Genomic DNA, 24,227 nt, shown 5'->3' with positions numbered 1-24,227 from the left:
CGGTATGCAATCGCATACAAGACTAGCCAAAGCCCGCAAAAGCGGCTAAAACGCCCTCAACGAGTCACCAAGGCATGAGGGCCCAATGTCGAAGATCAAGGTAGCGAATCCCATCGTCGAGATGGACGGCGACGAGATGACCCGGATCATCTGGGATTTCATCAAGAAGAAACTGATCCTGCCTTATCTTGATGTCGACCTGCTCTACTACGATCTGGGCATCGAAGAGCGTGACCGCACCAATGACCAGATCACCATCGATTCCGCGCTGAAGACGAAAGAAGTCGGCGTGGCGGTGAAATGCGCCACGATCACCCCCGACGAAGCGCGCGTTCAGGAATTCAACCTCAAGCAGATGTGGAAGTCGCCGAACGGGACGATCCGCAACATCCTTGGCGGCGTGATCTTCCGCGAGCCGATCATCTGCCGCAACGTGCCGCGTCTGGTGCCGGGCTGGACCCAGCCGATCGTAATCGGCCGTCACGCCTTTGGCGACCAATACCGCGCCACCGATTTCCACTTCCCCGGCAAGGGCCAGCTGACGATGAAATTCGTCGGTGAAGATGGCACGGTGATCGAAAAGACCGTCTTCGACGCCCCCGGCGCCGGCGTGGCGATGGGGATGTACAACCTTGATGAATCGATCATCGACTTCGCCCGGTCGTCGATGAACTATGGCCTGCTCAAGGGCTGGCCGGTGTATCTCTCGACCAAGAACACCATCCTCAAGGCCTATGACGGCCGCTTCAAGGATCTGTTCCAGAAAGTCTATGACGAGGAATTCGCCGACAAGTTCAAGGCGGCGGGCATTCATTACGAACACCGTCTGATCGACGACATGGTGGCCTCGGCGCTGAAATGGTCGGGCGGCTATGTCTGGGCTTGCAAGAACTACGATGGCGACGTGCAGTCGGACACCGTGGCGCAGGGCTTCGGCTCGCTCGGCCTGATGACCTCGGTGCTGATGACGCCCGATGGCAAGATCGTCGAAGCAGAGGCCGCGCATGGCACCGTCACCCGTCACTACCGCCAGCATCAGGCGGGCAAGGAGACCTCGACGAACTCGATCGCCTCGATCTTCGCCTGGACCGGCGGTCTGAAGCATCGCGCGAAACTCGACGACAACGCGGCGCTGATGAACTTCGCGCAGACGCTGGAAAAGGTCTGCGTGCAGACGGTCGAGGACGGCTTCATGACCAAGGATCTGTCGCTGCTCGTCGGGCCGGATCAGAAGTGGCTCACCACCATGGGCTACCTCGAAAAGGTCGACGAATATCTGAACAAGGCGCTCGCGGGCTGAACCGCGACATCTTTGCCAAACTGCAAGGGCCGGGAATTCCCGGCCCTTTTTCAATGCTTTGTCGAGCATTTTGCATGTGGAAAGCTGCGATGCGACACATGCGAGCCGGAATATCGCCTATGCCCCCGGGCGGTTCGGACCGGGGTATCGATCCCTTTGCCACGGACCAGCTCTCCCTCAAGCAGGTGGAGGCGAATGCGCATCTTGCTACCGGCGATCTGACCGTGCTGACACTCGAAAAAACGCGCGCTTGCGATCTGGTCTCGGCGAACGCCCATCCGCCCTACGAGGTGCAGCAGGCGATCGAAATCACCGGGACCACTGGCGCCGATCACTTGCCGTAATAGTCGCGATACCAGGCGACGAACCGGGCGATGCCGTCGCGGAAATCGGTCTGCGGACGGTATCCGGTCAGCCGCTGCAACAGCTCCGCATCCGCCCAGGTGGCGGGCACATCCCCCTTCTGCATCGGCATGTAATTGCGGATCGCGGTCTTGCCGAGGCTCGCCTCGATCGCATCGACGAAATCGAGCAGCCGCACCTTGTCGGAATTGCCGATGTTCACCACGCGCCAGGGCGCCACCGGCGACAGGCTGTCGCCCTCGGGCACCACCCCATCCTCGGGGCGCACCGGAACCGTGTCGATCAACAGCCGGATGCCGCGCACGAGGTCATCGACATAGGTGAAGTCGCGATACATCTCGCCGTGATTGTAGATGTCGATCGGCCGGTCATCGAGGATCGCATCGACGAATTTGTAAAGCGCCAGATCCGGCCGCCCCCAGGGCCCGTAGACGGTGAAGAAACGAAACATCGTCGTCGGCAGCGACCACAGATGCGCATAGGCATGGGCCATGCTTTCATTGGCCTTTTTCGTCGCCGCATAGATCGTCAACTGGGTGTCGGCCTTGTCCGTCTCGGCGAAGGGCATCTCGGTATTGGCGCCATAGACCGACGAGGTCGAGGCCATCAGCAGATGCTTGACCTCAAGCCGCCGCGCCGCCTCCATCACGGTGAAGGTGCCGATGACATTGCTGTCGAGATAGGCGCGCGGGTTTTCCAAGCTGTAGCGCACCCCCGCCTGCGCGGCCAGATGCACGATCACCTCCGGGCGGAAGTCGTCGGCGAGCGCATCGAAGCGGGCGTGATCTTCGAGCATCCCCTCCATCGCGCTGAAATTCGGGTTTTGCAGCAAGAGCGCATGGCGACGCCGCTTCAGCGCGACATCATAGTAATCGGTCATGCCGTCATAGCCCTGCACGCGAAAGCCCTCGGCCAGCAGCGCCTGCGCCAGATGAAAGCCGATGAACCCGGCGGTTCCGGTGATCAGGATGCGCCTTTGGATCATGATGTTTTCTCCCGCGATGACATCTGCGGCCCGGCTCCGGGACGCCAGCCCAGATGCCTGCCTGGCACGACTTTCGTCAAGCCGCGTCCGCGCGCGGCGGGGCCTGGGCGTCACCGATTGCGGCACCCGGCCCGCCGCAGCTGCGCCCCGAGGCCGGTCAGGCCTATGTCGCGCGCCATGTCACCGCCTTCGACCCCGGACCTTACCGAGCCCCCGATGACCAAGATCGAGCCATGGGAACGCCACTGGTTCGCGTGCCATGGCGAGGCATGGACCTGTCCAAGCTTAAGGCCAAGCACGATCAGGGTGATTTCCTGCGCAGCCTCGCCGAGGCCGTTTTGCAGCTGATCATGGACTTCGAGCGTGAAGCGATCGATCCAGCGGATCGATCATGGCCAAGAAAGATGTCGAAGGCCTGATCGGCGCCGGTCGGCATGAGCGCGGCGGCGAACCCTCGGCGAAGCGGCAAGGCCCTCCTCCCTGCACGGTCGGCACAAATTGGCGGTCGTGCGTCTGGCCGAGGCCGGAAGTTCAGACGCCGAGAGTCAGGCGATCACCATCCGGCCCCCAGCGACGATCGCGCAATATCACAAGCGGGCGAAGCGCAAGCAGATGCCGAAATCGACGATGCAGCACCTGGACCGCGATCCAAACCCCGCCCCGGAATAACCCGCATGGCCGGGGGGATCACGGACCCGGCGCCGTTGTGTCAATCCAGCCCAACCCGACGCTTCACCGACCGCGAGACGCCCAAACATTCGGCGAAACCCGCCCTCGCGCGCTCGTATTTCAGGCGAACCATGCCAACCAGACCGTTCGCCCCGGCAAAACCCGCACCAAGGATTGAGCCCTGCCTCGAATCGCGCAAGCGTGACCTTGAGTTTGGCGGCTAGGGTTCCGGCGGAAACGCGTCTGGTCCGAGAGCTGCCACCGGCGGGGGGAGACATCCCCGCGGGCACACGGCGGGACAAAAGCCCGGGAGACCTCGTCCAGCCAAGGGATTGGCGGAACGATGGTCCGTTTCCGTCATACCCCCATGACCCGAAGGGATTGACGCATGATGACTCGCCGCACCGGCCTTCTGGCTGCCCTTGCCGCGCTTGGCGCGCTGACCTTCTCGCCCGCGATGGCCGAGGAAAAGAAGGACTTCAAGATCGCGTGGTCGATCTATGCTGGCTGGATGCCCTGGGGCTATGCGGCCGATCATGGCATCGTGAAGAAATGGGCCGAGAAATACGGCATCACCATCGAGGTCACGCAGTTCAACGACTATGTGGAATCGATCAACCAATACACCGCCGGGGCCTATGACGCGGTGACGGTGACGAACATGGACGCGCTGTCGATCCCGGCGGCGGGCGGTGTCGACACGACGGCGGTGATCGTTGGCGATTTCTCGAACGGCAATGATGCGGTGATCCTGAAGGATGGGGCGACGCTGGCCGACATCAAGGGCCGCCCGGTCAATCTGGTGGAATTCTCGGTCTCGCATTACCTGCTCGCCCGCGCGCTCGACAGCGTGGGGATGTCGGAGCAGGACGTGCAGGTGATCAACACCGCCGATCCCGACATGATCGGCGCTTTCCAGACCCCCGAGGTCACCGCGATGGTGACCTGGAACCCGATGGTTTCAGCGATCGTCAAGCTGCCCGGCGCGACGAAGGTGTTTGATTCCAGCCAGATCCCGGGCGAGATCCTCGATCTGGCCGTGGCGAATACCGAGACGGTCAAGGACAACCCGGATTTCGCCAAGGCGATGGCCGGGATCTGGTATGACACCGTGACCCTGATGGCCGCCGACACGGCCGAGGGCGCGGCGGCGCGCGCGGCGATGGGCGCGGCCTCGGGCACCGATCAGGCGGGCTTCGAGGAACAGCTGGCCGCGACGAAACTTTACGCGAAACCCTCTGACGCCGTCGCCTTCGTCACCTCGGCCGAACTGGGCGCGAAGATGGATCACGTGCGCAAATTCCTCTTCGACAAGGGATTGCTGGGCCCCTCGGCCAGCTCGCCCGACGCGGTCGGGATCGCACTTGGCGACGGCACGGTGCTGGGCGACGGCGCGAATGTGAAGCTGCGCTTTGCGCCGGACTGGATGCAGGCCGCCGCCGACGGCAAGCTGTAAGCGACGGCGGGCGGAACAGGCGATGCGGCTGATCAACCTTCACCCCGACCGGGGCACGCGGCTCGTGCTGGGGCTGGCGCCCTTTGGCGCGCTGATGCTGGCCTATCTCATCGGCTCGGCGGTGCGGCTGGCAGCGAACCCGGCCGACAAGCTGCTGCCCGCGCTGACGACGCTGGCGGCGAGCATCGAGCGGCTGGCCTTCCTGCCCGATCCGCGCACCGGCGACATCCTGCTTTGGGCCGATACGCTGGCGAGCCTTGCCCGGCTCGGCTGGGGGCTGGGCCTCGCCACAGGGGGCGCGCTGGCGATCGGGCTTGCGGTGGCGGTGCTGCCGCTCGCCCGCGCGGCGCTGTCGCCGCTCGTCGCCTTCGTCTCGATGGTGCCGCCCCTCGCCCTTCTGCCGATCCTCTTCATCCTGCTCGGCCTTGGCGAGGTGTCCAAGGTCGCGCTGATCGTCATCGGCGTGATGCCGGTGATGACCCGAGATCTGGCGCTGGCGGCCCATGCTCTGCCGCGCGAGCAGATCGTCAAGGCCGAGACGCTGTCGGCCTCGACCTGGCTCATCGCGATCCGGGTGGTGCTGCCGCAGATCCTTCCGCGGCTGATCGACAGCCTGCGGTTGCAGCTTGGCCCGGCCTTCCTGTTCCTGATCGCGGCCGAGGCGATTTCGGCCGATGCGGGGCTTGGCTACCGGATCTTCCTCGTCCGGCGCTACCTCGCGATGGACGTGATCTTTCCCTATGTCGCCTGGATCACCCTGCTGGCGGTGCTGCTCGACATCGGGCTGACCGGGCTCAGGCGGCGGCTTTTCCCCTGGTCGGAGTTGCGCGCATGAGCCGTCTCGAAATCCGCAATCTGTGGAAGGAATACGGTCAGCAGATCGTGCTGGAAAACATCTCGCTGACGATCGCGCCGCGCGCCTTCGTGGCGCTTGTCGGCCCCTCGGGCTGCGGCAAGACCACCTTCCTGCGCCTGCTTCTGGGGCAGGAGGTGCCAACGCGCGGCGAGATCTTGCTGGACGGTCAGCCCCTGCCCCGCGAACCCGGCCCCGACCGTGGCGTCGTCTATCAACGCTATTCGGTCTTTCCGCATATGACGGTGCTCGGCAACGTGATGGCGGGCCCCGAGATGAAAACCGCCCGGTTCCTTGGCCGTCGCTTCGGCGCTGCCCGCCGGGCGATTGCCGAAGAGGCCCGCGCGATGCTGGCCGAGGTCGGGCTTGCGGGCGCCGAGGACAAATACCCGGCGCAGCTTTCGGGCGGCATGCAGCAACGCCTTGCGCTGGCGCAGGCCTTGATGATGAAACCGCGCGTGCTTTTGCTGGATGAACCTTTCGGCGCGCTGGATCCCGGCATCCGCTCGGACATTCACCGGCTGATGCAGCGGCTCTGGAACGAGACGCCGATGACGGTGGTGATGGTCACGCATGACCTGAAAGAGGCGTTTACGCTCGCCACCCGCATCATCGCCTTCGAGCGCCGCCGCGATCGTCCCGAGGAACGCGACCGCTACGGCGCCTCGGTCGGCTCCGACATCGCCGTCTGGCCGCCGCGCAGCGCGGGCGGGCCGACGATCTGGACCTCTGATTACCTGCCCGATCGGGACGACCCGATCCTCTGGGGCCCCACCACCGGGACGACCCGGCCACAGGGAGCGTGAGATGCTGACCCATATTCCGCGCACGGCCGAAGCGATTGCCGCCGACCGCGCCCGTTACGAAGAGCACCAGCGAAAGGGCCTGACGGCCGCCCCCTCGGCGCTGCCCGCACCAAGCCCGCGGCCCGCGCCCGAGCCGACCGAGGTGCTTGGCCACCTGACGATCCCCGGCGGCTGGTATGATGTGTTGCATCTGACGGCGGGCGAGCGGCTGCGGCTGGCGCCCGAGGCTTTGGGCGTGTCGGTCAGCATTGCGGCTTGGGTCGCCGCGGACCCGTCCGAGCGGATGAACCTGCCCGACACGGTGAAGGTGCAATGGACGACCGAGTTGCGCAAGGGCCGGGTCGTGCTGACCGACATGGGGCGGGTGCTCTTTTCCATCACCGAAGACAGCACCGGCGGCGCGCATGACGTGCTGACGGGCGGCAGCGGGGCGGCGGCGCCCTTCACGCCTGCGTTTCGCTCGACGCGGGAAAACATGGTGCTGGCGGTGGCGAAACTCGGTCTCGACAAGCGCGACCTGCCCGCGCTGATCACCTTCTTCGCGCCGATCACGGTTGATGCGGAAGGCGTACTGACGTGGAACGCCGAGCGGACTCAGCCGGGCGACTGGGTCGAGTTGCGTGCCGAGGTGGACATGGCTGTGGCGCTCTCCGCCACCCGCCACCCGCTCGACCCCTGCCCCGTCCCCGAGGTTCCGGCGACGCAGGTGCAGCGCCTTGCGGCCCTCCCTGTCGCGGCAGACGACCCCTGCCGCACCGCCACGGCCGAAGCCCGTCGCGCCTTTGAAAACAACTCCCGCATCTGAGGGGCCCCATGGAACAGATCCACGACATCCCCGCCAACCGTCCCTGGTCCGGGCTGGTGAAAGCGGGCCAGACCATCCGCATCATTGACAGCTACGGCCAGCAGGCCATCGACACGATCTTTTACAACGCGCAGGACGTTTCCGAACGCTACTCGAGCCAGGACACGATGCGGGCGCAAAACGCGGCCTATATCACCACCGGCACGAAGCTCATCTCCTCCGAAGGCCGGGTGATGCTGACGGTGACCGCCGACACCTCCGGGCGGCATGACACCAACGCCGGTTGCTGTTCTTGCGAAAGCAACACCGTGCGCTTTGGCCATGACACCCGCTACCTGCACGCCTGCCGCGAGAATTTCATTCTGGAACTGGCGCGGCATGGCATGACGAAACGCGACATCGTTCCGAACATCAACTTCTTCATGAACGTGCCGATCAGCCCCTCGGGCGCGATGACGATTGCCGATGGCATCTCCTCGCCCGGCGATCACGTCGAGATGCGCGCCGAGATGGATGTGCTTTGCGTCATTTCGAACTGCCCGCAGATCAACAACCCCTGCAACGGGTTCGATCCCACGCCCATTCGCGTCATCATCACGGGGTAAGCCATGTTCCGCAAAGTTCTTGTGGCGAACCGCGGCGAGATCGCGGTGCGCATCCTGCGCACCTTGCGCGAGATGGGGATCGCCTCGGTCGCCGTTTATTCCGATGCCGACCGGTTTGCGCCCCATGTGACGCTGGCCGATGAAGCCGTCCGGCTTGGCCCCGCGCCCGCGGCGGAAAGCTATCTCAACGTCGCGGCGGTGCTCGCGGCCTGTGCCGCGACCGGGGCCGAGGCGGTGCATCCGGGCTACGGGTTTCTCTCGGAAAACACCGAGTTTGCCGCCGCTCTGGCCGCGGCCGGGGTGGCTTTCATCGGGCCGCGCCCCGAGCATATCCGCGCCTTTGGCCTGAAACACACGGCCCGCGAACTGGCGCAAAAGGCGGGCGTGCCGCTTTTGCCCGGCTCGGGGCTCTTGACGAGCGTCGAAGAAGCCTGCGCCGAGGCCACCCGGATCGGCTATCCGGTGATGCTGAAATCCACCGCGGGCGGTGGCGGCATCGGCATGAGCCTGTGCCCCGACGAAGCCGCCCTGCGCGCCGCCTTCGCCGCCGTCGGCCGCACCGCCGCGGCAAGTTTCGGCGATGCCCGGGTCTATCTGGAACGCTTCGTGTCCGACGCCCGCCATGTCGAGGTGCAGGTCTTCGGCAACGGCGCGGGCCGGGTCGTCGCCCTGGGCGAGCGGGACTGTTCGCTTCAGCGCCGCCATCAGAAGGTGATCGAGGAAACCCCGGCCCCGGGGCTGTCCGACGCCACCCGCGCCGCGCTGCACAAGGCGGCCGCGGACCTGTGCGCCTCGGTCGATTATGCCTCGGCGGGCACGGTCGAATTCATCTACGACCCCGCGCGGGCTGAGTTCCACTTCCTTGAGGTGAACACCCGCCTGCAGGTCGAACATCCGGTGACCGAGGCGGTGCTGGGCATCGATCTGGTCGCCTGGATGATTGCCCAAGCGGCGGGCGAAGACCCGATCCCGGCGGTGTTGCCCGCCCCGCAAGGCGCCGCGATCGAGGCCCGGCTTTATGCCGAGGCCCCGCATGCGGGCTTTCGCCCCTCGGCCGGGCTCTTGACCGAAGTCGCCTTTCCGGCCTCTGCACGCATCGATGGCTGGATCGCCACCGGCACCGAGGTGACGCCCTTCTACGACCCGATGCTGGCCAAGATCATCGTCCACGGTCCAACCCGGGCCGAGGCGATCGCCAAGCTTTCCAAGGCCTTGGCCGAGACCCATGTGGCGGGCATCGAAACCAACCTCGACTATCTGCGCGCCATCGCAGGCTCGGATCTGTTCACCTCGGCCCGCGTCGCGACGACGGCGCTTGGCGCCTTTGCCTTTGCGCCCGAGGCGATCGAAGTGCTCGCGCCCGGGCCGCAAAGCTCGGTGCAGGAGTTGCCCGGGCGGCTCGGGATGTGGGGCGTCGGCGTGCCGCCTTCGGGGCCGATGGACCCGGTCGCGCATCGCAACGCGAACCGGCTCGTCGGCAACCCGCCCGACACGACCGCGCTTGAAATGACCGTCGCGGGGCCGACGTTGCGCTTTCACGCCGCGGCACGGGTGGCGATGGCCGGGGCGGCGATGCGGCTGACGCTCGACGGGGTGCCGGTCAGCGGTCCGGTGCTCGAGGTGCCCGCAGGCGCGGTGCTCGCCATCGGCAAGATCGAGGGGCCGGGGCAACGCGCGACGCTGGCGGTTGCGGGTGGTTTCAAGGTGCCCGAAATCCTTGGCTCGCGCGCGACCTTTGCGCTGGGCCGGTTTGGCGGCCATGCGACGGGCACGCTGAAGACGGGCGATCTGCTGCATCTCGGCCGTGTGGCGCCCGTCGCGGCGACTGCGCAGGAACCGGCGGTGCTCACCCATGACTGGGAGCTCGAGGTCATCTACGGCCCGCATGGCGCCCCGGATTTCTTCACCCCCGCCGACATCGAGACGCTGTTTTCGACCGCTTACGAGGTGCATTTCAACTCCGACCGCACCGGCGTGCGGCTGATCGGCCCGGCGCCCGCCTGGGCGCGCGCGGACGGGGGCGAGGCCGGGCTGCACCCCTCGAACCTGCACGACAACGCCTATGCGATCGGCGCGCTCGACTTCACCGGAGACATGCCGATCATCCTTGGCCCCGACGGGCCGAGCCTTGGCGGCTTCGTCTGCCCGGCTGTCGTCAGCGACGCCGACCTCTGGAAGCTCGGCCAGCTGCGCCCCGGAGACCGGGTGCGGTTCCGCGCCGCCGAGCGTCCCGCCGATCCCATCGCGGGACCGGCGATCGGGCGCATGGGCTCGCCCATCGTCGCGCTGAACGAGGCGGGCGACGTGACCGTGCGGCGGCAGGGCGATGCGAACCTGCTGGTCGAATACGGGGCGATGACGCTTGACATCGGGCTGCGGCTGCGGGTGCAGGCGCTGATGCAGGCGGTGAAGGCCGCGGGCCTGCCGGTGATCGATCTGACGCCCGGCATCCGCTCGTTGCAGATCCATACCGATCCGGCCGCGATCTCCCGCCCCGATCTGATCCGCGAACTGGCGACGATCGAGGCGGATCTGCCGCCGACCGACCAGTTGAGGCTGCCCTCGCGCATCGTGCATCTGCCGCTCTCGTGGAACGATCCGCAGGCGGAACTGGCGATGCGCAAGTATCAGGAGCTGGTGCGCCCGAACGCGCCATGGTGCCCCTCGAACATCGAGTTCATTCGGCGCATCAACGGCTTGCAAGACGAAGCTGATGTAAAGAAGACGATCTTCGACGCCCGCTATCTGGTGCTGGGGCTGGGCGATGTCTATCTGGGCGCCCCCGTCGCCACGCCCATCGATCCGCGCCACCGGCTGGTGACGACGAAATACAACCCCGCCCGGACCTGGACACCCGAAAACGCCGTCGGCATCGGCGGCGCCTATATGTGCATCTACGGGATGGAGGGGCCGGGCGGCTATCAACTTTTCGGCCGCACGGTGCAGGTCTGGAACAGCTGGCGGCGCACGGCGGCTTTCCGCGACCGGCCGTGGCTTCTGGATCACTTCGACCAGATCCGCTTCTTCCCGGTCGACGCGCAGGAACTGGCCGAGGCGCGCGAGGCCTTTCCGCATGGGCGCTACGACATCCGCATCGAGCAGACGACCTTCGACTGGGCGGCCGAGCAGCGCGCGCTTGACCCGGCCGCCACGACCGCCTTCAAGACCCGCCAGCAATCGGCTTTCGAGGCGGAACGGGCGCGCTGGAAGGCCGAGGGGCTGGATCAGTTCATCACCGACGAGGGCCTGCGCGAGGAACCGGCGGCCGTGCCCGCGGGCTGCACCGGCGTCGAGAGCCCGGTGCCCGGCAATCTTTGGAAATATCTGGTCGCCCCCGGCGCCCGGGTGGCTGCGGGCGAGGCCGTGGCGATCATTGAATCGATGAAGATGGAAATCACCGTCACCAGCCCCACCGCCGGAAAGCTGGCCGAGCTGCGCACCGCGCCCGGCCGGACCGTGCGGGCGGGCGATGTGCTGGCCGTTCTGGAGGACCTTTGATGCTGCCCGAGATGATGACGATGGAGGCGATCCGCGCCGCCTATGCGCGAGGCGCAACCCCGCTTGATGTGGTCGAAGCGGTGATCGCGCGGCGCGACGCGCTGGCGGACCGGGCGGTTTTCATCACCGAAACGCCCGCCGAGGTGCTGCGCGCCGAGGCCCGCGCCTTGATGGACAGCAGCGCCGAAGGGCGGCCGCTCTGGGGCATTCCCTGTGCGATCAAGGACAATATCGATGTCGCGGGCCTGCCCACGACTGCCGCCTGCCCGGCCTATGCCTATGCGCCCGCGGCGGATGCGACGGTGGTGGCCCGGCTGCGCGCCGCGGGGGCGCTGGTGATCGGCAAGACCAACCTTGATCAATTCGCCACCGGGCTCAATGGCACCCGCTCGCCGCATGGCGCCCCGCGCTCGGTCTTCTCGGCGGCGCATGTCTCGGGCGGCTCGTCCTCGGGCTCGGCGGTGGCGGTGGCCTCGGGGCTTTGCGCCTTTGCGCTTGGCACCGATACGGCGGGCTCGGGCCGGGTGCCTGCGGCCTTCAACAACCTTGTCGGGCTGAAGCCGACGCCGGGGCTTGTGCCCAATACCGGGGTCGTGCCCGCCTGTCGCTCGGTCGATGTGGTGACGGTCTTTGCCGCGACCGTGGCCGAGGCGTCCGAGGTGCGCCGGGTGATCGAGGGCTATGACGCCGCCGATCCCTTCTCGCGCCGGGCGGGTCCCGTCGCCCTGCCCGTCCGTCCGCGCATCGGCATCCTGACCGGCGCAGAGCGGAATTTCTTCGGCAATGCCGAGGTCGAGGCGCTTTATGATGCCGCCTGCGCCCGGGCCGAGGCTTTGGGGGCGACGCTCGTCCCCTTTGACTACGCCCCCTTCCGCGAGGCGGCGGCGCTGCTTTACGACGGTCCCTGGGTGGCCGAGCGGCTGGCGGCGGTGGAGGATTTCCTGACCACGAACGCAGAGGATTTCGACCCCACGGTGCGCAAGATCATCGAGGGCGCAAAGGGGCGCACGGCGGTCGAGGCCTTCCGCGGCCTTTACCGGCTGAATGCCCTGCGCCAGCAGGTCGCCCCGGTCTGGGAGGCGGTGGACATGCTGCTTCTGCCCACCGCTCCGACCACCTGCACGGTGGCCGAGATGCTGGCCGAGCCGATCAAGCGCAATTCAGAATTCGGGCTTTACACGAATTTCGCGAACCTGATGGGCTATGCCGCGATTGCGGTTCCGGCGGGGTTTGGCCCCTCGGGCCTGCCTGCGGGGGTGACGCTCGTCGGTCCGGGCTTTTCGGATGCGGCGCTCGAGCCCTTCGCGGCGGCGCTGCACCGGGCGGCGGGCTGTGGCTACGGACGCGACCGGGGCGCAATGGTCGCCGCGCTGCCGGTGACCTGCCCCGAGGGCTGGCTGACGATCGCGGTCGTCGGCGCGCATCTGACGGGCATGCCGCTCAACCCGGAACTGACCTCGGTCGGCGGGATCTGTCTGGAGGAGACCCGCACCGCCCCCGACTACCGGCTTTACCTCCTGCCGGGCACCGTGCCGCCGAAACCGGGCCTGATCCGCGATCCGGGTTTCGAGGGCCCGGGGATCGCGGTCGAGGTCTGGGCGCTGCCGCCCGCCGCCTTTGGCGCCTTCGTCGCCCGCATCCCGGCGCCGCTCGGCGTCGGCAAGGTCGTGCTGGCAACCGGCGCGGCGGTGAGCGGCTTCCTCTGCGAAGCCCATGCGGTTGCAGGCGCGCCCGAGATCACCGCATTTGGCGGCTGGAAAGCCTGGCGCGCGACGCGCGGCTGAGGGCCATCAGACTGGCCCGGCGCAGTCTTCGCCTCGGGCCTTTCGCCGCCCGTCCGACAGGGAGAAACCGAATCAATCGCCGCTTTTGCGCGCCGAAACGGGCGCAAAGAACGACCGTGAAGAATAAGAGATGTAGGCACTGCCCGTGGGAACCGGCGCAACCACGCTCCCACTTTTCGCGGGTGCCCTGTTTCTTTCTTTCGGGATCAAGCTGGTGCCCGAGGCGAGACTCGAACTCGCACACCTTGCGGCGGAGGATTTTGAATCCCCTGCGTCTACCATTCCGCCACTCGGGCCAGCACGTTGCATCTAGCCCCACGCGCCGCGTCTGACAAGAGCAAAGGTCAGGGCGTCTTCCGCGCGAAGGTATCGCACGCCCCGATTGCGCCGCTCTCGAAGCCCTGTGCGAACCAGAACTGGCGCTGATCCGAGGTGCCATGGGTGAAGCTGTCGGGCATCGGACGGCGCCCGGCATTGCGGGCCAGCGTGTCATCGCCGATCTGCGCCGCGGCAGTCATCGCCTCGGCCACGTCGCCCCGCTCGATCGTGCCGAAATCCTCGGCCGCGTGCTGCGCCCAGACCCCGGCGAAGCAATCCGCCTGCAACTCGAGCCGCACCGAAAGCGCATTCGACACCGCCGGACCAGCCTTCGCCCGCGCCGCATCGACCTTGTCGAGAAGGCCAAGCTCGTCCTGCACCCGGTGGCCGATCTCATGCGCGACCACATAGGCCGCCGCGAAATCGCCCCCCGCGCCAAGCTCCTGCGACAGTGTCTCGAAAAACGCGGTGTCGAGATAGACCTTGCCATCGACCGGGCAATAGAACGGCCCCGTCGCCCCCGAGGCCGTGCCGCAGGGCGAGGGCGTGGCCTGCGAAAACAGCACCAGAATCGCCGGGTGATAGACCTTGCCCAGATCCTCGCGGAAGATCTCGGTCCAGATCTCTTCGGTATCGGCCAGCGTCACCGAGACGAAATCGCCCATCGCCCGGTCACGCTCGCTCAAGGCGCCGCTGTCCTCGACCTGCGGCGCGCGCGCGGGCTGCAGCCCGTCGCTGTTCAGAAGCGGGGTCAGATCGATGCCGAAAAACCAACCGATCAGAACCACGGCCACCAGACCAAGCCCGCCTGCCCCGCCCAGCGACAGGCGCCGACGGCCTTCGCCCCGGCGGTCCTCGATATTGTCGCTGCCGCGACGGCCTTGCCACCTCATCGCGTCCCTCCCGATCACGGTTTCGAAATTACCCCCGCAAAGCCGCCCCGGACAGGGGGAAAACGTCGCGGCCCGCCTTGACGCCGCCCCCCTGCCTTGCGATGCACGACCTCAGACCGGAGCGAGCCGCGGGGAGCCATGTTCGATCGACTTTACCGCTGGACCAAAGGTTTGGCCGGACATCCCCGCGCCGAATGGGCGCTTGGCATCATCTCCTTTGTCGAAAGCTCGTTCTTTCCGATCCCGGCCGACGTTCTGTTCGTGCCGATGGGGCTCGCGCGGCCGGAAAAGATCTGGCGCTATGCGCTGATCGCCTCGGTCACCTCGGTGCTGGGGGGCATCTTCGGCTGGTGCATCGGCCATTATGCCTTCGACCTGATCGCGCGGCCCTTCCTTGAGGCGACGGGCAAGATCGCGACCTTCGAGTCGCTGCGCGACGGCGCGGGAACCTGGGCGATCCTGGTGATGCTGGTCACCTCGGGGCTGGCGCATATGCCGCCGATGAAGGTGGTCACGATCCTTGCGGGCGTGCTCAGCTTCGATCCGGTGCTGTTCATCCTCTCGGCGATCGTCGCCCGGTCGGCCCGGTTCTACGGGCTCGGCTGGCTGTTGTCGCGATTCGGCGCGCAGATCGCAAGCTTCGTCGAGCGCCGTCTGGCCTGGGTTGCGGGCGGGCTTCTGCTCGTGCTGGCCGCCCTCTGGTTTGTGCTGAAAGGAGCCTGACATGGACCCCGTGCTGACGCCCCGCCGTCTGGTTGCCCTTGCCGCCGCCGGATCAGCCGCGGTTCTGGTCGCGGCCCTGATCTTTCAGGCGCTCGGCTTCCCGCCCTGCGAGCTGTGCATCCTGCAGCGCTGGCCGCATCTCGTCGCCGCCGTGCTGGGCGGGCTGATGCTGCTCTTCCGGCTGCCGATGGCCTTTGCCCCTTTTGGCGCCTTGGCCGCGCTGACAACGGGCGCTTTCGGCATCTATCATTCGGGCGTCGAGCGCCACATCTTCGCCGGTCCCGACACCTGCACCTCGAACCCGATCGCCAGCCTTTCGGCGCAGGATCTGATGGCGCAGATCTCCTCGGCACCGCTGATCCGCTGCGACGAGATCGCCTGGGATCTCTTCGGCGTGACCATGCCGAACCTGAACGCGGTCTTCTCGCTTTGCTTCGCGGGCCTCTGGATCGCGGCCTTCCTGACCGCGCGCCGCACCCGCGGCTGAGCATCAAGGGCGTATTTGAGCCAAGAAGAAGCATGGGGTTCTTCTTGGTCCAAATACGCAAAGTCAGACCTTTGCCCTTGGCGCTGCCATTCGCCGTTGCACCCAAGCCATGGGTTGCGATATAAAGCGGCACAACAAAATCTGGCAGAAGAAGCCCCGCGTGACCGATATCATCGACACCTCGGACCCCTCCGGCGAAACCCCGAAACGTGCGGCCCATGCTGGCCCCGTCGTTTCCATCGCCGAGGAGATGAAGACCGCCTACCTCGATTACGCGATGAGCGTGATCGTGAGCCGCGCCATTCCCGATCTGCGCGATGGGCTCAAGCCCGTGCATCGGCGCATCCTGTACGCGATGCACGAGACCGGCAACACGCATGACAAGGCCTATCGCAAGTCGGCGCGTCCTGTCGGCGACGTCATGGGGAAATATCACCCGCATGGCGACGCCGCGATCTATGACGCGCTGGTGCGGATGGCGCAAGACTTCTCGATGTCGCTGCCGCTTCTGGATGGGCAGGGCAACTTCGGCTCGATGGACGGCGACAGCGCCGCCGCGATGCGCTACACCGAAGTGCGGATGGACAAGCCCGCCGCCTTCCTGCTGGCCGATATCGAGAAAGACACGGTCGATTTTCAGGACAACTACGACGGCAAGGACAAGGAACCGACGGTGCTTCCGGCGCGGTTCCCGAACATGCTCGTCAATGGTGCGGGCGGCATCGCCGTCGGCATGGCGACGAACATCCCGCCACATAACCTTGGGGAAGTGATCGACGCGACGCTCGCTTTGATCGAAAACCCCGATCTGACCTCGGAAGGGCTGATGGACTATGTGCCCGGCCCCGATTTCCCGACCGGCGCGCAGATCATGGGCCGCGGCGGCGCTCGCAAGGCCTATCTGGAAGGCCGCGGCTCGGTCATTATCCGCGCGAAAACCCGGATCGAGGAAATCCGCAAGGATCGCTTCGCCATCATCGTCGACGAGATTCCCTATCAGGTGAACAAGGCGGCGATGATCGAGAAGATGGCCGATCTTGTCCGGGAAAAGAAACTCGAGGGCATCGCCTCGATCGCCGACGAATCCGACCGCGTCGGCGTGCGGGTGGTGATCGAACTGAAGCGCGACGCGACGGCCGATGTGGTGCTGAACCAGCTTTACCGCTTCACCGCGCTGCAAACGTCTTTCGGCTGCAACATGCTGGCCCTGAACGGCGGCCGCCCCGAACAGCTGACTTTGCGTGATTTCCTGAGCCATTTCATTGCCTTCCGCGAGGAAGTCGTGGCGCGGCGCACGGCTTACGAGTTGCGCAAGGCGCGCGAGCGCAGCCATATCCTTTGCGGTCTGGCCGTCGCCGTCTCGAACGTCGATGAGGTCGTCGCCACGATCCGGTCCTCGAAAGACCCGGCCGAGGCCCGTGACCGGCTGATGGAGCGGCGCTGGCCCGCGCATGAGATTGTCGAATATCTGCGGCTGATCGATGATCCGCTGCATCCGGTGAACGACGACGGCACCTACAACCTGTCGGAACTTCAGGCCCGCGCGATTCTGGACCTGCGCCTGCAACGCCTGACCGCGATGGGCGTGCAGGAAGTCACCGACGAGCTCGCCGAACTGGCGGGCAAGATCCGCGATTATCTCGCCATTCTGGCAAGCCGCGAACGGATCATGGAGATCATCTCGAACGAGTTGCGCGAGGTTCGCGCCGCCCATGCCGTGCCGCGCCGCACCGAGATTGTCGACTGGGCCGGTGATCTCGACGACGAAGACCTGATCGAGCGCGAGGATATGGTGGTGACCATCACCTCGGGCGGCTACATCAAGCGCACGCCTCTGGCCGAATTCCGCGCGCAGCGCCGCGGCGGCAAGGGGCTCGCCTCGATGGCGACCAAGGAAGACGACGTGGTGACGACGCTCTTCGTCGCCAATACCCACACCCAGCTTCTGTTCTTCACCACCGACGGCATGGTCTACAGCCTGAAATGCTGGCGCCTGCCGCTGGCGGGCCGGACCTCGAAGGGCAAGGCGATCATCAACATCCTGCCGATCCCGCAGGGCGTCTCCATCGCCTCTCTGATGCCGGTCGACGAGCCCGAGGAAACCTGGGACGATTTCCAGGTGTTCTTCTCCACCTCGGATGGCGACGTGCGCCGCAACGCGCTGTCGGATTTCGCCAAGGTGATGAAGAACGGCAAGCGCGCGATGGAATTGCCCGAGGGCGTGACGCTGGTCGACACGCGCATGTGCCACGAAGACGACGACATCATGCTGGTGACGGCCTCGGGCCGCGCCATCCGCTTCCCGGTGCCCGAGGTGCGGATCTTCAAGGGCCGCTCCTCCACCGGCGTGCGCGGCGTGCGGCTGGCCGAGGGCGACAAGGTCGTCTCGATGTCGGTGATCCGGCATTTCGAGGCCGAGCCCTGGGAGCGCGAAGCCTTCGTCAAGCGCTTCCGCGCCGAGCTTGGCAGCGAGACCGAGGACGACGTCGAAACCGAGGTCGATGCCGAAGACGAGACTGAAGGCGCCGAAGGCGTGCTGTCGGATGCGCGGTATGCCGAGATGCTGGCAGCGCAGGATCTGATCCTGACGATCACCGCGAAGGGTCTGGGCAAGATTTCCTCGAGCCACAGCTACCCGGTGCGCGGCCGCGGCGGCCAAGGCGTCACCGCCTTTGAAAAGTCGATGCGTGGCGGGGCGCTCGTGGCCTCGTTCCCGGTCGAGCCGACGGATCAGGTGATGCTGGCGACCTCGACCGGCCAATCGATCCGCTGCCCGGTCGCGGGAATTTCCTTCCGCTCGCGCTCGGCAGGCGGGGTGAAGGTGTTCAACACCGGTGCCGACGAAGAAGTTGTCTCGGTTGCCCGTGTCGCCGATCCGGGCGACGAGGACGGCGCGGACGCGTAAGAACAAGATCAAGAACGAACTCCATGAGGTTGAAGATGCAGAAGATTATCCCGATGGCGCTGATCGCGGCGCTGCTTCCTGTCACCGCCATGGCCGAAGGTTCGGTGCGCGGCGCAGAACTTGGGTTTGCCTGGTCCGGGCTGGTCGAAGGCCAGCAAAAGCACAAGAACAACCTCGCGCTGGAAGGCGCGGTGGACTACGGCTTCACTCCGGGCTTTTCGGCGCAGCTTGACGTCGCGCAGCACCATTTCACCAACAGCAACGACGAAGGCACCACCTTCACGCTGCACGGGATCGGCCATGTGAATGACGGCTTCGCCGTGGGCGGCTTCCTCGGTCACGAATGGATCGGCGGCAACCACATGGAACATTACGGGCTCGAGGCCACGCATGACTTCGGTCAGGTGACGATCGAGGGCGCGGCGAGCCTTTTGAAGAACGACGGCGACGATGCCACGATCCTCGGTCTTGATGGCAGCTATGCGATGAACGACGCGCTGTCGGTCGGCGCGCGGGTCCAGAACGTCAACGCCTATTCCCGCGCCAGCGCGGACACGACGGCGCTCGATGCCACCATCGGCTATGCCATGCCCTCGGGCGTGCAGATCGACGGCTCGCTGGGTGTGGTCGATGGCAACCAGTCGGATCGGGAAATGACGATCGGACTGGGCGTGAAGATGCAGATGGGCGGCAATGGCGTCACCTTCGGCAAGCGCGGGCTTGCGCAGGCGATCATCGGCAACTGAGCCGTTAGGCCAATTTCAAGATTTCCATGCTTTTCTGCCTCTACCCGAGGGAGAAAAGCATGGATCTCTACCACTGCATGATCGAATTGAAGAGCGACGCCAAGGCCATCGCCTTTGCCGCCTCGGTTGAACAATGGATGCATGAGCTGAAAGAGGAAGGTCTGATCGGCGGCTGGCGTTTGATGCGGCGCAAGATGGGTTTGGCCTCCGGTCCGCATACCGGCTTCATTCTCGAGGTCGAGTTCGAGAACATGGCGGCGCTGGAAAAGGCTTTCCGCTCTGTCGCGCAATTCACCGAAGGCGAGATGCGGCATTACGAGTTGATGCATGCGATGATCGCCTCCTATTCGGTCGGCCTGTATCGGCCTTTCCCCGATCCCGAACGCCGCGAGCGCGTTGCGCTGATCTGATCCCGTTGCACGCTGCGCCTTGGGGCGGTATCAGGCGGCATGGATACACTTCACATCATCGGCGCCGGTCTGGCCGGCTCGGAAGCGGCATGGCAGGCGGCACAGGCGGGCGTTCCCGTGGTGCTGCATGAAATGCGCCCTCAGGTTGGCACCTTCGCGCATCGCTCGGGGGATTTCGCCGAAATGGTCTGCTCGAACTCGTTCCGCTCGGATGACGACGAGCGCAACGCGGTGGGCTTGCTGCATTGGGAAATGCGGGCGGCGGGCGGCTTGATCATGGCCATGGCCGACCGCCATTCCCTGCCCGCGGGCGGGGCGCTGGCGGTGGATCGCGAGGCGTTTTCGGGCGCCGTCACCGCGGCGCTGCGGGGGCATCCGCTGATTTCCGTCTCGGAAGAAGAGATCACCGAGTTGCCGAGCGAGGGGCATTGGATCATCGCCACCGGGCCGCTCACCTCGGGCGCGCTGGCCGAGAGCATCCGCAAAGTGACCGGGGCGGAAAGCCTCGCGTTTTTCGATGCCATCGCGCCGATCGTCCATGCCGAGACGATCGACATGTCGGTGGCCTGGCGGCAAAGCCGCTACGACAAGGGCGAGACCGAGGAAGAACGCACGGCTTACATCAACTGCCCGATGACGAAGGAAGACTACGAGGCCTTCATCGACGCGCTTCTGGCGGCGGAAAAGACCGAGTTTCACGCAGGCGAAGCTGAATCCTCCCCCAAGCCCACCCCCTATTTCGACGGCTGCCTGCCGATCGAAGTGATGGCGGAACGGGGCCGCGAAACCCTGCGCCACGGACCGATGAAGCCCGTCGGTCTGACGAATGCGCATGACCCCGCAACCAAGGCTTACGCGGTGGTGCAGCTGCGCCGCGACAATGCGCTTGGCACGCTCTACAACATCGTCGGCTTCCAGACCAAGATGAAGTACGGCGCACAAACCTCTGTTTTCAAGATGATTCCCGGCCTTCAAAATGCCTCCTTCGCGCGTCTGGGCGGCATTCATCGCAACACATTCCTGAATTCGCCGACGCTCCTTGACACCCAGATGCGGCTGAAACTGCGGCCCAATCTGCGCTTTGCCGGGCAGGTGACCGGGGTCGAGGGCTATGTCGAAAGCGCCGCGATGGGTCTTCTGGCCGGGCGAATGGCCGCGGCCGAGATCAAGGGACAGGTCCTGCCGCCCCCGAGTTACGAGACCGCGATGGGCTCGCTCGTGAACCACATCACCGGCGGCGCCGAGGCGAAGACCTTCCAGCCGATGAACGTGAACTTCGGGCTTTTCCCGCCGCTCGATGACGCGCGCGGCGGGCGGCGCGGCCGCAAGGACCGCTACAAGGGCTACACCGACCGCGCCAAGGAAAGCTTCACCGCCTGGCTGGCCGATCAGGCGTGATCACCCGCTTCGCGCCCTCGCCCACCGGCCCGCTGCATCTGGGTCATGCCTATGCGGCGCTTGTCGCGCATGACATGGCGCGGGCGGCGGGCGGGCGGTTCTTTCTGCGCATCGAGGACATCGACCGCGAGCGCTCGAAACCGCAGTGGGAGGCGCAGCTCTTCGATGACCTGCGCTGGCTCGGCCTCAGTTGGGACGGGCCAGTGCTGCGGCAATCCGAGCGCCTGCCAGCCTATCGCGAAACCCTTGAAAAGCTGTGGCAAAACGGGCTGCTCTACAGCTGCACCTGCACGAGGCGCGACATCGAACAGGCTGCCTCCGCGCCACAGGAGGGCGCGCCCCTTGGCCCCGATGGTATCGTCTATCCCGGCACCTGCCGCGACAAGGGCGCGCCGCGGCCCGGCCAGCCGCTGCCCAACACCGCCCTGCGCCTGCGCATGGACCTTGCCGCGACAGACACCCGCTTCGAGGAAACCGGCCCCGCTCATCGCGGCGGGCACGAAATCACGCCCGACCAGATGATCCGCGAGGTCGGCGACGTCGTCCTTGCGCGGCGCGAGATGGGCACCTCCTACCACCTCGCCGTCGTGCTCGACGACGCGCATCAGGGTGTGACCCATGTCACCCGGGGCGAGGATCTGTTCGAGGCGACCTGCATCCATGTCACGCTGCAAAACCTCCTCGGCCTGCCCGTGCCCAGCTACCACCACCACGACCTGATCCGCGACGCGGCGGGCAAACGGCTGGCAAAACGCGACGACGCCCGCGCGCTCTCGAAATACCGCGCCGAGGGCGCCACCCCCGCCGACATCCGCCGCCTGATCGGGCTTTGATTTCTTCTTGGCCGAAATACGCCGGGGTCCGGGGCGGAGCCCCGGCCGCGTCACTCCACCATCGGCGTCAGGATCTCGACCTCGTCGCCCCCGCGCACGGCGGTGTAAAAACACGACCGACGGTTGGTGTGACAGGCCGGGCCCGCCTGCTCGACCAGCATCAAGAGACAATCCCGGTCGCAGTCGACGCGGAGCTCAATCAGCTTCTGCACATGGCCCGAGCTTTCGCCCTTGGCCCAGAACGCCTGCCGCGAGCGGCTCCAATAGGTCACCTGCCCCGTCGCCAGCGTCCGCGTCAGGCTTTCGGCATTCATCCACGCCATCATCAGCACCTCGCCGGTGCCCGCCTCCTGCGCAATCGCCGGAATCAGCCCGTTCGCATCGTATTTCAGGCTCTGCGGATCGAAACCCATGCTTCCCTCCCTGCGTGTCCCGGTCTATCTAACCTGCGCAGCCTGCGGGGAAAAGTCATGAGCGACGCCGATCTCTTCAAACTCTATGCCGATCGCGTGCTGGCGCTGGCGGCCGCGATCCCGCACACCGATCCCCTGCCCGACCCGGCGCTGCGCGCGACGAAACGCGCGCCGCTCTGCGGCTCGACCGTCTCGGTGGCGCTGCGGCTCGAAGGTGACCGCATCGCGGCCTTCTCGCAAACCGTCCATGCCTGCGCGCTGGGGCAAGCCTCGGCCGCGATTTTCGGGGCGCAGGTGATCGGCCGGACGCAAGCAGAGGTGCAGGGTCTGTGCGAGACGCTGGCTGCCATGCTCAAGGGCGGCCCGGTGCCCGACGCGCCTTTCGGCGACTACGAGGTGCTGACGGCCGCGCGCGACTATCCGAACCGCCATGCCTCGATTTTGCTCGCGCCAGAGGCGACTTTGTTGGCTCTGACGGCAGTTTGAGAACGCCCCTTAACCCTTGCGCAAGGGGAGCATGCGATGGTGGTCCATAACCGATCTGGACCTCGCATGACTCACCCCGCTCCCACTCCTTCCTTGCCGAATACCTCCGAAGGCCGCATCACCCGCATCGCGACCGACGCCATCGACCTTGGCCGGGATGTCGCCGAAGTGGCCGGTGCGCTCGAGGCGCTCGAAAAGCTCGCCGATTCCCAGATCGCGCTGCTGCGCAGCGCCCAAAGCGCCGCCGAGACGGTGCAAGATGCCAATGCCCGCGTGCTCGACGGCGCACAGCGCGTCGGCCAAAGCGCCGATGCGACGCTCGGGATGGTCGAAGAGACCGCGGCGCAACTGCGCGAAACTTCCGTTCATGCCCAGACGATTGCCAATTGGGTGCGCTCGGCGATCGCGCGGATGGAAGAGTTGAACGAGACGCTGACCAGGGTGCAGGCCGAAAACGCCGGGATCAAATCCGTGGCGATGCAGGTCAACATTCTGGCGATCAACGCGAAAATCGAGGCCGCCCGGGCGGGTGATGCCGGGCGCGGTTTTGCGGTCGTTGCCGAAGCGATCAACGAATTGTCGCGCAAGACCGCCTCCGCCTCCGAGGGGATCGGCAACGCGGTGGGTGGGCTGACCGGCTCGATCCGCGCGCTGCATGACGAGGCGGGCGCGATCTCGACCGATGCCGATGCGGTGCTGACCGGGGCCTCGGGCACGGATGCGGCGCTGGGGCGAATGCTCGGCGGGCTGACACAGACCCGCGCCGCCGTGACCGAAATCGCCACGCGCGCCTCCGAGGTGAACAGCGCCAATGCCTCTTTCGGGCCCGCGTTCCGCCGCATGGCAGAAGGAATGCAGGAAACCTCGACCGAGGTGCACGAGGCGACGCAAAAGACCCGGACCCTGATCATCGCGGGCGAAACCATCGTCCAAGAGGCGGTCGAACTGGGGGGGGCGCTCGCCGACACCGCCTTTATCGAGGCGGTGAAATCCGCCGCCGAAGAGGTCGGCCAATTGTTCGAAGCGGGCATCGCCGCGGGCAGGATCGCGGCGAGCAGCCTCTTCGATCAACGCTATACGCCGATCGCGGGCAGCAATCCGCAGCAGATGATGGCGCCTTTCACAGGGTTCACCGACACCGTCCTGCCCACGGTGCAGGAACGGGTGCTGACCCTCTCGCCCGAGATCGTCTTCTGCGCCGCCGTCGACCGCAACGGCTATCTGCCGACCCACAACCGAAAATTCTCGCAACCACAGGGCGCCGATCCGGTCTGGAACGCCGCCAACTGCCGCAACCGACGCATTTTCAATGATCGCGTCGGGCTGCGCGCCGGGCAATCGACCGCGCCCTTCCTGTTGCAGATCTACCGCCGCGACATGGGCGGCGGCAATTTCGTGCTGATGAAGGATCTCTCGGCGCCGATCTTCGTTTCCGGGCGGCATTGGGGCGGGCTGCGCCTCGCCTACCGGATGTAAAAAACGCCGCCATCC

22 protein-coding genes, 1 tRNA gene, 1 pseudogene and 1 riboswitch are annotated in these 24,227 nt (G+C 66.1%); of the genes and pseudogenes, 20 read left to right on the top strand and 4 right to left on the bottom strand.

What is annotated here, in order from left to right; all coding sequences use genetic code 11:
* The first annotated feature begins 85 nt into the window (after positions 1–85).
* Together C8J30_RS01690 and C8J30_RS01685 are read left to right on the top strand one after the other, a co-directional pair.
* On the top strand, positions 86–1,300 hold the full coding sequence (locus C8J30_RS01690) for an NADP-dependent isocitrate dehydrogenase (protein WP_110803984.1): 1,215 nt from the start codon (positions 86–88) through the stop codon (positions 1,298–1,300).
* A gap of 119 nt (positions 1,301–1,419) precedes the next feature.
* A complete protein-coding gene (locus C8J30_RS01685; protein ID WP_110803983.1) occupies positions 1,420–1,644 on the top strand; it encodes a hypothetical protein in 225 nt (74 codons plus the stop codon).
* Here the strand turns inward: C8J30_RS01685 and C8J30_RS01680 are convergent.
* Complete coding sequence (locus tag C8J30_RS01680; protein WP_110803982.1) at positions 1,632–2,648, bottom strand: NAD-dependent epimerase/dehydratase family protein; 1,017 nt, start codon at positions 2,646–2,648, stop codon at positions 1,632–1,634. The genes C8J30_RS01685 and C8J30_RS01680 overlap by 13 nt on opposite strands.
* 269 nt (positions 2,649–2,917) lie before the next feature.
* Here C8J30_RS01680 and C8J30_RS19465 point away from each other — a divergent pair.
* The 9 genes and pseudogenes from C8J30_RS19465 to atzF all read left to right on the top strand — a co-directional run.
* Positions 2,918–3,120: pseudogene (locus C8J30_RS19465) on the top strand (hypothetical protein); the annotation flags it as partial.
* A 26-nt stretch (positions 3,121–3,146) separates the two neighbouring features.
* Positions 3,147–3,317, top strand: coding sequence for a hypothetical protein (locus C8J30_RS18825; RefSeq protein WP_220033684.1), 171 nt, complete (start codon positions 3,147–3,149; stop codon positions 3,315–3,317).
* A gap of 209 nt (positions 3,318–3,526) precedes the next feature.
* Positions 3,527–3,632: riboswitch (guanidine-I (ykkC/yxkD leader) on the top strand.
* A 73-nt stretch (positions 3,633–3,705) separates the two neighbouring features.
* Entirely contained in the window at positions 3,706–4,773 is a 1,068-nt protein-coding gene (locus tag C8J30_RS01670) for a putative urea ABC transporter substrate-binding protein (protein ID WP_110803981.1), read from the top strand.
* 22 nt (positions 4,774–4,795) lie between these two features.
* Positions 4,796–5,608 carry an ABC transporter permease gene (locus tag C8J30_RS01665; RefSeq protein ID WP_110803980.1) on the top strand — a complete coding sequence of 271 codons (813 nt, stop codon included), beginning with the start codon at positions 4,796–4,798 and terminating at the stop codon, positions 5,606–5,608.
* The gene (locus C8J30_RS01660; RefSeq protein WP_110803979.1) at positions 5,605–6,432 is read left to right on the top strand and encodes an ABC transporter ATP-binding protein; all 828 of its coding nucleotides are present in this window, start codon (positions 5,605–5,607) and stop codon (positions 6,430–6,432) included. The genes C8J30_RS01665 and C8J30_RS01660 overlap by 4 nt, the downstream gene beginning before the upstream one ends.
* 1 nt (position 6,433) lies before the next feature.
* Positions 6,434–7,237, top strand: coding sequence for an urea amidolyase associated protein UAAP1 (locus C8J30_RS01655; RefSeq protein WP_181420733.1), 804 nt, complete (start codon positions 6,434–6,436; stop codon positions 7,235–7,237).
* Positions 7,238–7,245: 8 nt separating this feature from the next.
* Entirely contained in the window at positions 7,246–7,842 is a 597-nt protein-coding gene (locus C8J30_RS01650) for an urea amidolyase associated protein UAAP2 (protein WP_110803978.1), read from the top strand.
* 3 nt (positions 7,843–7,845) lie between these two features.
* Positions 7,846–11,340, top strand: a complete 3,495-nt coding sequence (locus C8J30_RS01645) for a 5-oxoprolinase/urea amidolyase family protein (protein ID WP_110803977.1) — start codon at positions 7,846–7,848, stop codon at positions 11,338–11,340.
* Positions 11,340–13,124, top strand: a complete 1,785-nt coding sequence (gene atzF / locus C8J30_RS01640; protein ID WP_110803976.1) for an allophanate hydrolase — start codon at positions 11,340–11,342, stop codon at positions 13,122–13,124. Before C8J30_RS01645 ends, atzF begins: the two co-directional genes overlap by 1 nt.
* A 212-nt stretch (positions 13,125–13,336) precedes the next feature.
* On the opposite strand, the gene C8J30_RS01635 is transcribed toward atzF, so the two are convergent.
* Positions 13,337–13,420, bottom strand: a tRNA-Leu gene (locus C8J30_RS01635).
* A 48-nt stretch (positions 13,421–13,468) separates the two neighbouring features.
* Entirely contained in the window at positions 13,469–14,335 is an 867-nt protein-coding gene (gene ypfJ, locus C8J30_RS01630; protein ID WP_110803975.1) for a KPN_02809 family neutral zinc metallopeptidase, read from the bottom strand.
* A 138-nt stretch (positions 14,336–14,473) separates the two neighbouring features.
* Between ypfJ and C8J30_RS01625 the strand changes: the two genes are divergently transcribed.
* From C8J30_RS01625 to gluQRS, 7 genes are all read left to right on the top strand, one after another.
* Positions 14,474–15,058, top strand: a complete 585-nt coding sequence (locus C8J30_RS01625) for a YqaA family protein (protein WP_110803974.1) — start codon at positions 14,474–14,476, stop codon at positions 15,056–15,058.
* A 1-nt stretch (position 15,059) separates the two neighbouring features.
* Positions 15,060–15,545: a disulfide bond formation protein B gene (locus C8J30_RS01620; RefSeq protein WP_110803973.1), complete on the top strand. Its 486-nt coding sequence runs from the start codon at positions 15,060–15,062 to the stop codon at positions 15,543–15,545.
* A gap of 250 nt (positions 15,546–15,795) precedes the next feature.
* Complete coding sequence (gene gyrA, locus C8J30_RS01615) at positions 15,796–18,450, top strand: DNA gyrase subunit A (RefSeq protein WP_245909692.1); 2,655 nt, start codon at positions 15,796–15,798, stop codon at positions 18,448–18,450.
* Positions 18,451–18,485: 35 nt separating this feature from the next.
* Positions 18,486–19,196 (top strand): porin, encoded by a 711-nt coding sequence (locus C8J30_RS01610; RefSeq protein WP_110803972.1) that lies wholly within the window; start codon positions 18,486–18,488, stop codon positions 19,194–19,196.
* A 59-nt stretch (positions 19,197–19,255) separates the two neighbouring features.
* Positions 19,256–19,606 carry a DUF6614 family protein gene (locus tag C8J30_RS01605; RefSeq protein ID WP_110803971.1) on the top strand — a complete coding sequence of 117 codons (351 nt, stop codon included), beginning with the start codon at positions 19,256–19,258 and terminating at the stop codon, positions 19,604–19,606.
* A 39-nt stretch (positions 19,607–19,645) separates the two neighbouring features.
* Complete coding sequence (gene trmFO / locus C8J30_RS01600; RefSeq protein ID WP_110803970.1) at positions 19,646–21,004, top strand: methylenetetrahydrofolate--tRNA-(uracil(54)-C(5))-methyltransferase (FADH(2)-oxidizing) TrmFO; 1,359 nt, start codon at positions 19,646–19,648, stop codon at positions 21,002–21,004.
* Complete coding sequence (gene gluQRS / locus C8J30_RS01595) at positions 21,001–21,837, top strand: tRNA glutamyl-Q(34) synthetase GluQRS (protein ID WP_110803969.1); 837 nt, start codon at positions 21,001–21,003, stop codon at positions 21,835–21,837. The genes trmFO and gluQRS overlap by 4 nt, the downstream gene beginning before the upstream one ends.
* 50 nt (positions 21,838–21,887) lie before the next feature.
* On the opposite strand, the gene hisI is transcribed toward gluQRS, so the two are convergent.
* Positions 21,888–22,250 (bottom strand): phosphoribosyl-AMP cyclohydrolase, encoded by a 363-nt coding sequence (gene hisI, locus C8J30_RS01590; RefSeq protein ID WP_110803968.1) that lies wholly within the window; start codon positions 22,248–22,250, stop codon positions 21,888–21,890.
* 57 nt (positions 22,251–22,307) lie between these two features.
* On the opposite strand from hisI, the gene C8J30_RS01585 reads away from it, so the two are divergent.
* Entirely contained in the window at positions 22,308–22,736 is a 429-nt protein-coding gene (locus tag C8J30_RS01585; protein ID WP_110803967.1) for an iron-sulfur cluster assembly scaffold protein, read from the top strand.
* Positions 22,737–22,829: 93 nt separating this feature from the next.
* Positions 22,830–24,212: a methyl-accepting chemotaxis protein gene (locus C8J30_RS01580; RefSeq protein ID WP_245909681.1), complete on the top strand. Its 1,383-nt coding sequence runs from the start codon at positions 22,830–22,832 to the stop codon at positions 24,210–24,212.
* Positions 24,213–24,227: the final 15 nt, after the last annotated feature.

The sequence above is a fragment of the Rhodobacter viridis genome, from assembly GCF_003217355.1.
Taxonomy (GTDB): Bacteria; Pseudomonadota; Alphaproteobacteria; order Rhodobacterales; family Rhodobacteraceae; genus Rhodobacter; species Rhodobacter viridis.
This window is presented reverse-complemented; position numbering and strand designations above follow the sequence as displayed.

Bases quoted from the DNA above. Each gene is read 5' to 3' on its own strand.
- C8J30_RS01680 (WP_110803982.1), bottom strand. From the start codon at position 2,648: ATGATCCAAAGGCGCATCCTGATCACCGGAACCGCCGGGTTCATCGGC.
- C8J30_RS01585 (WP_110803967.1), top strand. From the start codon at position 22,308: ATGAGCGACGCCGATCTCTTCAAACTCTATGCCGATCGCGTGCTGGCG.
- C8J30_RS01665 (WP_110803980.1), top strand. From the start codon at position 4,796: ATGCGGCTGATCAACCTTCACCCCGACCGGGGCACGCGGCTCGTGCTG.
- C8J30_RS01620 (WP_110803973.1), top strand. From the start codon at position 15,060: ATGGACCCCGTGCTGACGCCCCGCCGTCTGGTTGCCCTTGCCGCCGCC.
- C8J30_RS01605 (WP_110803971.1), top strand. From the start codon at position 19,256: ATGGATCTCTACCACTGCATGATCGAATTGAAGAGCGACGCCAAGGCC.
- ypfJ (WP_110803975.1), bottom strand. From the start codon at position 14,335: ATGAGGTGGCAAGGCCGTCGCGGCAGCGACAATATCGAGGACCGCCGG.
- C8J30_RS01685 (WP_110803983.1), top strand. From the start codon at position 1,420: ATGCCCCCGGGCGGTTCGGACCGGGGTATCGATCCCTTTGCCACGGAC.
- C8J30_RS01670 (WP_110803981.1), top strand. From the start codon at position 3,706: ATGATGACTCGCCGCACCGGCCTTCTGGCTGCCCTTGCCGCGCTTGGC.
- C8J30_RS01645 (WP_110803977.1), top strand. From the start codon at position 7,846: ATGTTCCGCAAAGTTCTTGTGGCGAACCGCGGCGAGATCGCGGTGCGC.
- C8J30_RS01655 (WP_181420733.1), top strand. From the start codon at position 6,434: ATGCTGACCCATATTCCGCGCACGGCCGAAGCGATTGCCGCCGACCGC.
- C8J30_RS01690 (WP_110803984.1), top strand. From the start codon at position 86: ATGTCGAAGATCAAGGTAGCGAATCCCATCGTCGAGATGGACGGCGAC.
- C8J30_RS01625 (WP_110803974.1), top strand. From the start codon at position 14,474: ATGTTCGATCGACTTTACCGCTGGACCAAAGGTTTGGCCGGACATCCC.
- hisI (WP_110803968.1), bottom strand. From the start codon at position 22,250: ATGGGTTTCGATCCGCAGAGCCTGAAATACGATGCGAACGGGCTGATT.
- gyrA (WP_245909692.1), top strand. From the start codon at position 15,796: ATGAAGACCGCCTACCTCGATTACGCGATGAGCGTGATCGTGAGCCGC.
- trmFO (WP_110803970.1), top strand. From the start codon at position 19,646: ATGGATACACTTCACATCATCGGCGCCGGTCTGGCCGGCTCGGAAGCG.
- C8J30_RS01660 (WP_110803979.1), top strand. From the start codon at position 5,605: ATGAGCCGTCTCGAAATCCGCAATCTGTGGAAGGAATACGGTCAGCAG.
- C8J30_RS01650 (WP_110803978.1), top strand. From the start codon at position 7,246: ATGGAACAGATCCACGACATCCCCGCCAACCGTCCCTGGTCCGGGCTG.
- C8J30_RS01610 (WP_110803972.1), top strand. From the start codon at position 18,486: ATGCAGAAGATTATCCCGATGGCGCTGATCGCGGCGCTGCTTCCTGTC.
- atzF (WP_110803976.1), top strand. From the start codon at position 11,340: ATGCTGCCCGAGATGATGACGATGGAGGCGATCCGCGCCGCCTATGCG.